The following is an 11,807-nucleotide window of genomic DNA, read 5'->3' on the forward strand; positions in this document are numbered from 1 at the left end:
CCCAGCGGGAGTGAACAGATGGATCACAGCGGGCACGGCATGAACATGGATCTGCCGCCGTTCACGCTGGGACGTGGGCTCCCATTCTCCGCGGACCCGTTCTTCCTGGTCGGCTGCGTCCTGGCGCTCTGCCTGTACGGGTACGGCGTGCTGCGGCTGCGCAGACGCGGCGACAGCTGGCCGGTCGGCCGGATGGTCTTCTTCGTCATCGGCGTGCTGACCATCGCCCTGGTCATGTGCACCAGGCTCAACGACTACGGCATGGTCATGTTCAGCGTGCACATGGTGCAGCACATGGTGATCAGCATGCTGTCGCCGATCCTGCTGCTGCTGGGCGCCCCCGTGACACTGGCGCTGCGCGCCCTGCCCGTCGCGGGCCGGGGCCGGAAGGGCCCGCGCGAGCTGCTGCTCATGCTGCTGCACAGCCGGTACATGAAGATCATCACGCATCCGGTGTTCACCATCCCGCTCTTCATCGCCAGCCTGTACGCGCTCTACTTCACCCCGCTGTTCGACTTCCTGATGAGTTCGAAGACCGGGCACCTCGCGATGATGGTGCACTTCCTCGCGGTCGGCCTGGTCTTCTTCTGGCCGATCATGGGCGTCGACCCGGGCCCGCAACGGCCCGGCTATGTGATGCGGATGCTGGAGCTGTTCGCGGGAATGCCGTTCCACGCGTTCTTCGGCATCGCGCTGATGATGGCGACCTCGCCGATGGTGGAGACGTACAAGCATCCGCCGGCCTCGCTCGGCATCGACGCGCTGAGCGACCAGAACTGGGCGGGCGGCATCGCCTGGGCGTTCAGTGAGATCCCTTCGGTGCTGGTGCTGATCGCGCTGGTCTTCCAGTGGTACCGGTCCGAGCAGCGGACGGCGAGGCGCGCGGACCGCGCCGCCGACCGGGACGGCGACCAGGAGCTGAAGGCGTACAACGCCTACCTCGCCTCGTTGCAGGCGCGCGGACAGTAGCGGTGGACGCACCTTCCGGGTGACGATGGGGTCCACGGCCGCGCGGCCGACAAGGAGGGTGCGCGCATGTCCGGATCCACGAAGACGATGGGGATGCTCACCGTCGGGGCCCTGGTGGCGGTCACCGCCTACACGGTGGCGCTGGGGAGCAACGGCTGGCTCTGGTTCGGCTGGGTGGTGCTCGGGCTGATCACCCTGGGGATGGCCGCCACGCGCGACACCTGAGCGGCTACTGCTTCCGGGTACGTCGGACGGGGCCCGGCCGGAGCAACGCGGCCGGGAACCGTACGCCGGTTGGATCTGCTCGGTGCCTCGCACCGAGCGCCTGCACTTCCACGGATCATGAGGCCCCTACTGTTCGGGCCACAGCGCTGCCGGAGCGGCGGCCCGATCCGAGGGAGTCCTTGATGAGGAAGCGCGCCCGGAGAGCCGCTGCCGTGCTCGCGGTGGGCCAGTTCACCGGCACCGTCGGCGGGTGTTCCGACAGCGGCAGCAGTACGAAGTCCTCGCCGTCGAGGAACGCCGGCGGCCAGGCTTCGAAGGCGTTCGGTGCCGACTGGTACGTACTCGATACCTCCGAAAACAAGTTCACGGCGAGGCCGAGCCGAGCAGCAACAGTGGCTACTGACACCATGCTGTCTCTTCTCCCTTCCGGCCGGACTCGTATCGCCGTAGCCGCGACGGCCGTCTGTGTGGCAGCCCTTGCCGGCTGTTCGAACGGCGGTACCGGCAGTTCGACCACGTCCACCCCGTCCCCCTCCACCGCCGCGTCGCCGTCCGGGACCGGTGAGGCGCTGATCACGATCAAGGACTTCACGTTCCGGCCCAAGCAGCTGACCGTGGCTGCGGGCACGAAGGTCACCGTGATCAATAAGGACGCTGCGACACACACCGTGACGAACACCGGCAGCAAGGCCTTCGACACCGGCGATGTGGCGGCCGGGCGGACGGTCACGTTCACCGCACCGGACAAGGCGGGCGCGTACCCCTTCATCTGCACCCTCCACCCGTACATGAAGGGGTCGCTCACCGTCCGCTGAAAAATCGTCACTGCAGAATCCGACCTCGGCGCTTGGCATCGGCAGCGGCAGCCTGTACGGGGCGTTCGGCTCCCAGGAGAAGCTGTACGGGCTCGCACTGAAGCGTTACACCTCGCGCAATTTGCGGCTGTTTCGAGGGGCCCTTCGGGCGCCCGGAGCGTCAAACGAGCGTCACGAACAGCCACAGCAGCGCTTCTGCCAGGAAATATCGGCGAGCTACGACGGCTGTCGTCACCTGCCGCTCACACCGACAGCACGCTCCCATGCCTGCATGAGCGGCATGCGGGCCATCGAGCGGGGCCGGACGGTGGGCCCTTTCGGGCTTTCGAGGAGTTCATCGGCCACTGGAGACCGCGTAGTACTGAAGGTCCTGCACGGTGACCGTACGCCGCGCCGGACAGCGGGTCGTGACGGCGGCGGCGGTACCCCCCGCGCGGCGCACCACGACCTCGGTGCGACCGGGGCTCAGCGGCAGGTCCTGGGCGTACACACCGACGGGAGCACGGTAGGTGTGAGGCACGGTGCCCACGCGCGCGGAGACCGTGGCGGGCGCGGTCAGGAAGGTGAGCACCTCCACCTGGTCGCGCGGGGACGCAGTGCCCGGACGCGGGCGCATCAGCCGGGGCTGAAGCGAGGCACTGCCGGCATCCGTGAACTGGATGCGGGAGGTGACGTACACGGTGTCGCGGACGATCTGCGGCCAAGCTCCGGTCTTGAAGCGGGTGAGGTAGTAGGAGGAGATGTCCAGATACGTGTGGCCGTTGTGCAGTGAGGGGGCGAACTGGCTGCCTTCCGAGTAGTCGTTCCAGGTGGTGAGCTGCACCCAGTCCGCACCGTCGGAGATGGCGTGGTTCCAGGTCGACCGCAGGGTGGCAGTGTTGCCCGCCTCGTCGTAGATGCCCTGGTTGGGCCGGGCGTCCTGCACGGACACGGCCTGCATCCACTTCTTTCCCAGGGAGTGGGCGAGCTGAATGTCGCCGGGAACGTTGTCCTGGCGGGTGTAGCTGCGGTTGCCCCAGGACGAGAAGGCGTGGCTGATCGGCGCGAACCGCTCGGCGTTGGCGCGGAAGTCCAGGAAGACCGGGACGAGCGCGGTGCCGATGCCGTGGTCGCGCAGGCGCGCGATGACTTGACCCCACCAGGCGGGGTCCTGGGCCTCGGCCTTGAACGGGGAGACCACGAGGCGCCCGTCGGCCAGCCGGTATGCGGACGGGGACGCGGCAAGCCGGGCCAACTGGTCGGCGAGGGTGCGCGGGTCGGTGTGCAGGGAGGTCATGTCCGGCATCAGCGCGATCCGGAAGCCCGGATCGACGCGGTGCGCCGCGCGCAGCAGCATGTCGACGCGCTGCCGGTTGGTGCCGGTCAAGGAGAGAATGTCGACAGTGAATCCGTCGAGGCCGGCGTCCCGGGCAGTCCGCACCTCCCGCTCCAGGTTGGCGAGTCGCCAGTCGCCGCTGGACGGCTGCACGGGCAGCGGCCGGTCACGCAGCAGTCCTCCGTAGGCCCCGTGCCTGCCCTGCTCACCTTGCGGCGTGAGGTAGTTGCGCGCGTAGTAGTCGTGCTCGGCGGGCTGGTTGTCGAGAGAGAGCGGATACGGCGGAAAGTAGTGCGCGAAGACCAGGTGCGGACCGTCGCGGAGCACATCGGCGGTCGGCAGGTCGAAAGGAAGCGCCTCGGCGCCCGTTCGCTCGGCTGGGGGCGCGTCTTCCCGGTCACGGGCCAGCCCGGTGCCGGCGATCAGTCCGATCAGCAGCAGGCCGAACAGGGCACCGAGTGCGGCGCGCCGCCGCCGGCCCGACGGCCTTCGGTGCCGGTACGTTCGACGAGCGGGATGATCCGTCATGGGTGTCCTCCGCGGACTCCGGTGGGCCGCCGGTGGGGACTCTAGTGCACAGACGCCCCATTGTCCGGCGAAGCGTCACCAGGCGGGCATTTCCGGCGGTCACCGCTGTCCCGTCAGGGAGTCGTGGCGCCGAGCCGGTCGGTGTCGTGCGACTGCAGGTAGCCGTCGAGGGCGTCCTCGCGCATGGCCCGCCACAGCTGAGGGCCCGCGGCGGAATCCAGGAGGACCACGGACTGACCGGAGATCATGCCGGTTCCCTTGGCGGGAGCGTTCAGGAAGACGATGTCCCCGGGTCGGACCTCCTTGTTGTCCCACAGCAGGGCACGCAGGTCGCCGTCGCCGAGCCGATCGTCGACGCTCACGGCAGCGGTGAGGTCGTCCAGCACCTCGGTGGCCTTGACGGGGTTGGAGAAGGTCGAAGGACGCATGACCTTCGCCAGCAGCGTCCGCAGGAAGTACTGCTGACGGTGCGTGCGGTCGAAGTCGCCGCGGGCGAGGTGATATCGCTCACGCACGTACACCAGGGCCTGCGTTCCGTTCATGTGCCGGTCGGCGCCGTCCACGACGAGGTCCACTCCGCCCACGGAGTCGGTGAGTTTCTTGAAACCGTCCCAGTCGATGACGGCGAGATGGTCGACGCGCACCTTGGTCAGCCGCTGCACGGTGTCGATGAGCAACGGCGGTCCGCCCCAGGAGAAGGCGGCGTTGAGCTTGGCCTTGCCGTGTCCGGGGATGTCCACCCACGCGTCACGGGGCAGCGAGACGACGTACGCGCCGGAGTGGTCGGCCGGGAGGTGGACCAGCATCATCGTGTCACTGCGCTGGGCACCGTACTTCCACTCGGGGGCCTTGGCGTCACGACCCGTGGTCGGCAGGGCGGAGCGGCTGTCGACACCCACGAGGAGGAAGGTCTGCCCGCCCGCGGAGGGCGCCGGCTGCGCCGCCGCGGGGACCTTCGTCGGGAAGACACCGGAGATGCGGTCGACCTTCCCGGTGTAGTGGTCGACGGCCCACCAGGCGCACCCGGCCACCATGAGCACTCCCACAGCGAGCAGTGCGAGCGCCCCGAGGAGCACCCGCCGCGTGCGGTTTCTGCCACGCCGGGGCTGCGCCCGCGATATTCCGGCGGCATCAACCCCCTCTTGCGAAACATCGGTTGACGGATCGCGGACGTCGACCACCGGGTCGGATGCCACCGGACCGGCTCCGCCCGCCCCTTCCTCCCGTTCCGCCGCTTCGTCCAGACCCGTCGCTTCGGCCTCGGCCGTGTTCCTGTCCCCCACCACGCACTCCCCCCATGGACGCGGCGCGGCCCCTTCCGCGCCAGGCGCACACTGTAGCCAGCACGTTCGACTTTCGTATTACTTTCCGTGCGACCGTCACCACGCGCGATCAACCAGCAGGCGCCGTACGGGACTTCGTACGGCTCGGCACTTCTCGGTGACGTTCACGTAAACGCCCCCATGTGTGCACAAGTTTGCCGTACTGTTCACCATCGTGCCGCATGTTCGACGCATATGTGTTCGCGACATCCGGCTGCTCGTGCCGCAGAACGTGCCTGGGGGGGTACATGTGGGATGTTCAGGCTGCTGAATCCGAAAGATCACGTAAGCGCTTGCGGGCGCCCGCGTCCTCACTGTGGATGGGCCGCAAGTCCCGCTGGTATGTTCCCGCGTCGCTGATCACCGACCTCGTCGGCGCCGGAGTGCCAGTGGCGCTGATGCTGTTCGCCGCACACCAGCCGTGGGCAGTGCCGAGCGGCATCTTCGCCGGGCTCGCCTGGACGGGCGTCCAGCTGTTCCGCTCGCGCTACGCGGCCCGGGCCATCGGCGAGAGCCGGGGCACGCTGCCGGTACTGCACGACTGGTGCATCCTGCTGGGGGTGCTCGCGATGGGGCACACCGCGGCGGGGCTGCGACTGCGCGCGCCTCTGTGCCTGGCGGCGCTGCTGCCCGCACTGCTGCTGACTCTGGTGTGCCGCAAGGCGGTGCACCGTCACCTCGCGGCGATGCGCCGCAGGGCGCAGGCGGTGATCAAGGTCCTGGTGGTGGGCGAGCCGACCGCGGCGGACGGCGTCACCGCACACCTCGCCGCGCGCACCGACCACCCGTACGTGGCGGTGGGCGCCGTCCCCGTGGGACGGGGCCAGTTCGCGTCGGGGATCCGGACCGGGGAACGGCTTACCGCCACTGCGCCCGAGTCTCCCGCTGAGGATGCCGGCCTGGTCATCAGCGCAGTACACCGGCTCGGCGCCGATCTGGTGCTGGTCGTCCCGGGCGCCGCGCTCTCCGGTGAACGGCTGCGCCGCCTCTCCTGGGGGCTGCACGACGCCGGCATCGAGCTGTTCGTTGCGCCCGGCCTGGTGGAGGTGTCCGTCAAGCGCCTGGAGACCGGATCCGCCGGCGGGATGTCACTGCTGCGCGTGGCCCCGCCGGTGCGGGAGGGTGTTCAACCTCTGCTCAAGGAGGTCTTGGACCGCAGCACCGCCCTGCTGGGCCTGCTCGTGCTGGCACCGGCGCTGCTGGTGGTCGCAGCCGCAGTGAAACTGTCCTCGCCGGGGCCGGTGCTCTATCTCCGCGAGCGCATCGGCCGAGCCGGGCGCCCCTTCGTGATGTGGAAGTTCCGCAGCATGCGAGTGGGCGCCGACGATCTGCAGGCCGCACTGGCCCAGGAGAACGAGCACGACGGCCTGATGTTCAAGATGCGGCGCGATCCCCGGGTCACGCGGGTAGGTCGTTGGCTGCGCCGAACTTCGCTCGACGAACTGCCCCAGCTCGTCAACGTCCTCAAGGGTGACATGTCCTTGGTAGGTCCGCGGCCTCCACTCGCCGACGAGGTGGCGCACTACACGCCCGTCGAGTGGCGGCGGCTGAGCGTACGGCCGGGCATGACCGGGCTGTGGCAGATCAACGGACGCTCCGACCTGTCCTGGGACGAGACCGTCCAGCTCGATCTCAGCTACGTCGACAACTGGTCGTTCACCAGTGATGTGGACGTCATGTCCCGCACGTTCCGCGCCGTCGTCGACGGCCGCGGGGCGTACTGAGAGCGCCGCAGGTGGCCGGACAGTGCCCCGGCGCGCGCCGCGCGCCGGGGTCCGTGAACCAGCCCGGTCCGGCGGATCGGGGCAAGCAGGACGTGCGACGTCTCCAGGTCGAAGTTGTCGCCGGGACCGTAGAGATCGGTCGGCATGGCGCTGATGTACGACGCCCCGTACTGGCGCCGGTAGGACTGCGCCTGGACGATGCCCGTGATCTTCGCGAGGACGTATGCCTCGTTGGTGGGTTCAAGGGGGCCGGTCAGCGGCGCGTCCTCGGTGATCGGCTGGGGCGCGTGCCTGGGATGGATGCACGACGACCCCAGGAAGAGCAGCCGGTCCACTCCCGCGGCCTGCGCCCCGGCTGTCACGCTGAGCTGGATCTGGAGGTTCTCCTCCAGAAACTGCACCGGCTGGGTGCTGTTGGCCATGATCCCGCCGACCTTCGCGGCGGCGAGCTCCACCGCGTCGGGGCGCAGGGTGGCCAGTTCGGCCGCAGTGCGCGCGGCGTCGCGCAGGTCCAGTTCGGCGCGGGTACGGGTGAGCACCTGGTGCCCGTCGGCGGCGAGCCGGCGGGCCACAGCGGAGCTCACCAGGCCACGGTGGCCGGCGACGAGGACACGGGCGCTTTCGGGCAGCAGCGATGCGGTCATGAGCCGGATCACGCCAGGCGCCGTGCGATCAGCACGCCCACACCGCCAACTCCGCCTAAATTTCCAGTAGTTCATGACATGCGTCCCGCGCACGGCGGGCGTACGGACCGGATCCGTCCCCGGGGCGGGTCCGGCAGGGAGGGGAACCCCGCATGACCAAGACCGCGCTGATCACCGGCGTCACCGGGCAGGACGGCTCGTACCTGGCGGAACTGCTGCTGTCGAAGGGATACCGGGTGCACGGCCTGGTGCGGCGGTCGTCCAGCTTCAACACCGAGCGGATCGACCACATCTACCAGGGCCCCCAGGAGGCCGAGCGACGCCTCGTGCTGCATCACGCCGACCTCTCCGACGGGGTGGCGCTGGTGAACCTGCTGCGCGACATACAGCCGGACGAGGTGTACAACCTGGGCGCCCAGTCCCATGTGCGAGTCTCCTTCGACGCGCCGCTCTACACCGGTGACGTGACCGGCCTCGGTGCGCTGCGCCTGCTGGAGGCCATCCGGGCGAGCGGGGTGGAGACCCGCATCTACCAGGCCTCGTCCTCCGAGATGTTCGGCTCCACGCCGCCCCCGCAGAACGAGGACACCTCCTTCCACCCGCGCAGCCCGTACGGCGCCGCGAAGGTCTTCGGGTACTGGGCCACGGTCAACTACCGCGAGGCGTACGGGATGTTCACCGTCAACGGCATCCTGTTCAACCACGAGTCCCCGCGCCGCGGCGAGACCTTCGTGACCCGGAAGATCACCCGCGCCGTCGCCCGGATCAAGGCCGGCCTCCAGGACCGTCTCTACCTCGGCAACCTCGACGCGGTCCGCGACTGGGGGTACGCGCCCGAGTACGTCGAGGCGATGTGGCGGATGCTCCAGCACGACGAGGCGACGGACTACGTGGTCGCCACCGGAGTCCCTGCCACCGTGCGGCAGTTCGTGGAGACGGCGTTCGCCCACGCCGGGCTCGACTGGAACGAGCACGTGCGCTACGACCCCAAGTACGAGCGCCCCAGCGAGGTCGACGCGCTGATCGGCGACGCGTCCAAGGCCCAGAAGCTGCTCGGCTGGAAGCCCACCGTCCTGGTCGACGAACTGGCCCGGATCATGGTCGACGCCGATGTGCTGCAGGTGGAGAAGGAACTCGCTGGCTCCGTCGTGCGCATCGACCGCTGACACCGGCCACCTGCGTGTGATGCCGACCGCCTCTGACAGGGAGGTCGGGTGTGCCTGGTGGGCATGCCGGGAGTCACAGTAACGCCGTGAACACCTTGAAATTTCCTACCAGATGAGTCAAGTGCGTTCCATGACGTGTCATGTACTCGTATGGTTCGCGAACAAACAGTTCACGCGGCCCGTGCGGATCAGGGGAAACACCGCCGGGCACGCCGAGGCAATGGGCCCGCAACCGGGCCCGGAAGCCGGGGGGTTCATGCACAGATCCAGAGGGCTCAGCGCCGCCCTTGTCCTTTCCACCGCGGCAGGCCTGGGCCTGGTGGCCCTGCCGCAACCGGCCGCAGCACTCACCGCGCCGGTCGCCTTCACCGCCGACGACCTGCCGACCTGGCAGACCAACGGCATCGTGTGGGCGCTGGCGGAGGCGGGCGGCACGGTCTTCGCCGGCGGCACCTTCTCGCAGGTGCGTCCGCCCGAGGGGGGCAGCGGGACCGCGCAGAACGCGGTGAACTTCGTCGCGCTGAACGCGGCGACCGGCAACCCGACGTCCTGCAACCTGTCCTTCACGATCGGCAGCGGCAGCGCGACGGTGCGCGCGCTCGCCGTGTCGCCGGACAAGAAGACGCTGTACGCGGGCGGCTACTTCGGCGCGGTCAACGGCACGCCGGTCAGCAGCCTCGCCGCGATCGACATCGCCACCTGCACGCCCAAGGCGAACTTCCATCCGAGCGTCTCCGCCACCGTGCGGACACTCGCGGTCACCAACGACACCGTGTACCTGGGCGGCGACTTCACCTCGGTCGGCGGCAGCGCGCACGCGCGGTACGCGGCGGTGGACGCCACCAGCGGCGCCGTCAAGCCCTTCCAGGCGGACGTCGACGAGCCCGGACGGGCCGTCGCGGTCACCCCGGACGGCAACAACGTGATCCTCGGCGGTGACTTCTTCACCGTCAACGGCGCGAACTCGCACGCCCTGGCCGTCGTCGACTCCGCAACGGGCGCCAACGTCCGCACCTACCCGGGGTTCATCGAGAACAACTCGGTGGTCAAGGCGCTCGACACGGACGCCACCGGCTTCTACACCGGCAACGAGGGCACCGGCGGCGGCGTCTTCGACGGCCGCATCGCGCTGGACCTGTCCACGCTGAACCAGCGCTGGCGCGACACCTGTCTGGGAGCCACCCAGGCCGTCAAGTCGTACGAGAACGTGGTGTACAGCGCCTCGCACGCGCACGACTGCTCCAGCGTCGGGGAGTACCCCGACGGGCGCCGTCGCCACCTGCTCGCGGAGCCGACCTCCGGCACCAACAAGCTGGGCTGGTTCCCGGACACCAACGACGGTCTCGGCGAGGGCATCGGCCCGCGCGCCATGGCGGTCTCCGAGACCTCCAACAACAAGTACATGTGGGTCGGCGGCGAGTTCACCACCGTCAACGGCTCGGCGGCCCAGGGCCTGACGCACTTCGCGGCGACCCCGGACGTCGGCGCGCCGACGGTGCCGTCGGTCGGCGCGGAGTCGGTCAAGCCGACCGAGGCGCACGTCCGCTGGCGTGCCAGCCTCGACACGGACGACACCAAGCTGACGTACAAGGTGTACCGCAACGGCGGTTCCACGCCGGTGTACACGGTCGACGGCGACTCCGTGGAGTGGTCGCGTCCGCAGCTGTCGTTCACCGACACCAACGTCACGGCCGGCTCCACCTACAGCTACCGGGTGACCGCGACCGACGGGGCGGGCAACGCCTCCGCGCTGTCCGCCACGGCCTCGGTGACAGTGCCGACCTCCGCCCAGAAGTACCCGGCGAAGGTGCTCGACGACGGCGCGAACCTGTACTGGCGCTATGACGAGTCCGCCACTCCGTTCGTCGGCGACACCTCGCCCGGCGACCAGAGCGGCATCCACGTCAACGGGCCCTCGCTGCGCCAGACTCCGGCCGCCGTGACCGGTCCGTCCACCGCCATCGGTTTCAACGGCAGCGACCAGATCGTCTACAGCGACAAGCGCACCACGGTGCCGAGTCAGTACTCGATCGAGACCTGGTTCAAGACGACCACGACCAGTGGCGGCAAGCTCGTCGGGTTCGGCGACAACACCACGCGGGCCAGCGGTAATTACGACAAGCACGTCTACATGCGCAACGACGGCCGGCTGGTCTTCGGCGTGTGGACGGGCACCGCCCGCACCATCACCACCCCCGACAGCTACAACAACGGCGCCTGGCACCACGTCGTCGCCACCCAAGGCTCCTCCGGGATGGCGCTGTACGTGGACGGCACCCAGATCGGCACGCTCGCCGAGTCCAACAGCCAGGCCTACAGCGGCTACTGGCACGTCGGCGGCGACAACCTCAACGGGTGGCCGAACCAGCCGTCCAGCAACTACTTCGCCGGGCAGATCGACGAGACCGCGATCTACCCGTCGGTGCTGAGCGCGGCCCAGGTGCAGAGCCACTACACCCTGGCCACCGCCCCGGCCGACAGCGTGCAGACCGTCCGCGCCACGGACGACACGTACGTCAACGCCGGTGCCGCGAGCACCAACTACGGCACCTCCACCTCGCTGGCGGTGCGTGGCAGCGCGGCGTACGAGACGTATCTGCGTTTCGACCTGCCGGCGGCCCCGGCGGGGACCGTGCTCAAGAGCGCGCGGCTCGCGGTGAAGACGACCACGCTGAGCAGTGCGGGCAGCACGGACGACTTCGCCGTACGGCCGGTGACCGGAAGCTGGACGGAGGCGGGGACCACGTACACCTCACGGCCCGCCGTCTCCTCGACCTCGGTCGGCACCCTGAGCGGGGCCACCGACCTGTCGACGGTCTACTCGGCGACGCTCGACACCACGGCGCTCTCCCCGGCCCTGGGCGGCAGCTACGACCTGGCGCTCACGAGCACCGGGACGGACGCGCTCTGGCTGTGGTCCAGTGAGGCCGCGGCCGCGGAGAACACTCCGCAGCTGGTGCTGACCTTCGGGGCGCCGTAACCCTCACGGCGTCCCCGTGGGCGGGGTGCCGGGCAAGAAGCCCCGTACCCAGGGTGGTTCGGTGGCCCGCGCGGCCTGCGAGATCGCGGACTTCCTGAACGGCAAGGCGCTGGTCGCCT

The 11,807-nt window shown here is 69.3% G+C and carries 9 protein-coding genes and 1 pseudogene; 6 read left to right on the plus strand and 4 right to left on the minus strand.

Going from position 1 to position 11,807, the window contains the following annotated elements; translation table 11 throughout:
- Positions 1–18 precede the first annotated feature (18 nt).
- Together ACWCP8_RS22315 and ACWCP8_RS22320 are read left to right on the plus strand one after the other, a co-directional pair.
- The gene (locus ACWCP8_RS22315) at positions 19–969 is read left to right on the plus strand and encodes a cytochrome c oxidase assembly protein (protein WP_352269419.1); all 951 of its coding nucleotides are present in this window, start codon (positions 19–21) and stop codon (positions 967–969) included.
- Positions 970–1,035: 66 nt separating this feature from the next.
- Entirely contained in the window at positions 1,036–1,194 is a 159-nt protein-coding gene (locus tag ACWCP8_RS22320) for a hypothetical protein (protein WP_037822362.1), read from the plus strand.
- A 115-nt stretch (positions 1,195–1,309) separates the two neighbouring features.
- Here the strand turns inward: ACWCP8_RS22320 and ACWCP8_RS22325 are convergent, their stop codons facing one another.
- Entirely contained in the window at positions 1,310–1,603 is a 294-nt protein-coding gene (locus tag ACWCP8_RS22325; RefSeq protein WP_451117655.1) for a hypothetical protein, read from the minus strand.
- On the opposite strand from ACWCP8_RS22325, the gene ACWCP8_RS22330 reads away from it, so the two are divergent.
- Positions 1,602–2,009, plus strand: a complete 408-nt coding sequence (locus ACWCP8_RS22330) for a cupredoxin domain-containing protein (protein WP_451117656.1) — start codon at positions 1,602–1,604, stop codon at positions 2,007–2,009. The genes ACWCP8_RS22325 and ACWCP8_RS22330 overlap by 2 nt on opposite strands.
- Positions 2,010–2,343: 334 nt before the next feature.
- Here the strand turns inward: ACWCP8_RS22330 and ACWCP8_RS22335 are convergent, their stop codons facing one another.
- Both ACWCP8_RS22335 and ACWCP8_RS22340 read right to left on the minus strand, forming a co-directional pair.
- The gene (locus tag ACWCP8_RS22335; RefSeq protein WP_352269415.1) at positions 2,344–3,852 is read right to left on the minus strand and encodes a glycoside hydrolase family 71 protein; all 1,509 of its coding nucleotides are present in this window, start codon (positions 3,850–3,852) and stop codon (positions 2,344–2,346) included.
- 113 nt (positions 3,853–3,965) lie between these two features.
- On the minus strand, positions 3,966–5,135 hold the full coding sequence (locus ACWCP8_RS22340; RefSeq protein WP_451117657.1) for an LCP family protein: 1,170 nt from the start codon (positions 5,133–5,135) through the stop codon (positions 3,966–3,968).
- A gap of 359 nt (positions 5,136–5,494) precedes the next feature.
- Between ACWCP8_RS22340 and ACWCP8_RS22345 the strand changes: the two genes are divergently transcribed.
- Positions 5,495–6,898 carry an exopolysaccharide biosynthesis polyprenyl glycosylphosphotransferase gene (locus tag ACWCP8_RS22345; protein ID WP_451117659.1) on the plus strand — a complete coding sequence of 468 codons (1,404 nt, stop codon included), beginning with the start codon at positions 5,495–5,497 and terminating at the stop codon, positions 6,896–6,898.
- 68 nt (positions 6,899–6,966) lie between these two features.
- Here ACWCP8_RS22345 and ACWCP8_RS22350 read toward each other — a convergent pair.
- Positions 6,967–7,542: pseudogene (locus tag ACWCP8_RS22350) on the minus strand (NAD-dependent epimerase/dehydratase family protein); the annotation flags it as partial.
- Positions 7,543–7,694: 152 nt separating this feature from the next.
- Between ACWCP8_RS22350 and gmd the strand changes: the two are divergent.
- Positions 7,695–8,708: a GDP-mannose 4,6-dehydratase gene (gmd, locus tag ACWCP8_RS22355; RefSeq protein ID WP_451117660.1), complete on the plus strand. Its 1,014-nt coding sequence runs from the start codon at positions 7,695–7,697 to the stop codon at positions 8,706–8,708.
- Between the two features lie 256 nt (positions 8,709–8,964).
- On the plus strand, positions 8,965–11,688 hold the full coding sequence (locus ACWCP8_RS22360) for a CBM96 family carbohydrate-binding protein (RefSeq protein ID WP_451117662.1): 2,724 nt from the start codon (positions 8,965–8,967) through the stop codon (positions 11,686–11,688).
- Positions 11,689–11,807: the final 119 nt, after the last annotated feature.

It is taken from the genome of Streptomyces sp. NPDC002206, assembly GCF_053593595.1.

Excerpts from the sequence above, each read along its gene's own strand:
- ACWCP8_RS22315 (WP_352269419.1), top strand. The coding sequence starts at position 19 with ATGGATCACAGCGGGCACGGCATGAACATGGATCTGCCGCCGTTCACG.
- ACWCP8_RS22320 (WP_037822362.1), top strand. The coding sequence starts at position 1,036 with ATGTCCGGATCCACGAAGACGATGGGGATGCTCACCGTCGGGGCCCTG.
- ACWCP8_RS22330 (WP_451117656.1), top strand. The coding sequence starts at position 1,602 with ATGCTGTCTCTTCTCCCTTCCGGCCGGACTCGTATCGCCGTAGCCGCG.
- ACWCP8_RS22325 (WP_451117655.1), bottom strand. The coding sequence starts at position 1,603 with ATGGTGTCAGTAGCCACTGTTGCTGCTCGGCTCGGCCTCGCCGTGAAC.
- ACWCP8_RS22335 (WP_352269415.1), bottom strand. The coding sequence starts at position 3,852 with ATGACGGATCATCCCGCTCGTCGAACGTACCGGCACCGAAGGCCGTCG.
- ACWCP8_RS22345 (WP_451117659.1), top strand. The coding sequence starts at position 5,495 with ATGGGCCGCAAGTCCCGCTGGTATGTTCCCGCGTCGCTGATCACCGAC.
- gmd (WP_451117660.1), top strand. The coding sequence starts at position 7,695 with ATGACCAAGACCGCGCTGATCACCGGCGTCACCGGGCAGGACGGCTCG.
- ACWCP8_RS22360 (WP_451117662.1), top strand. The coding sequence starts at position 8,965 with ATGCACAGATCCAGAGGGCTCAGCGCCGCCCTTGTCCTTTCCACCGCG.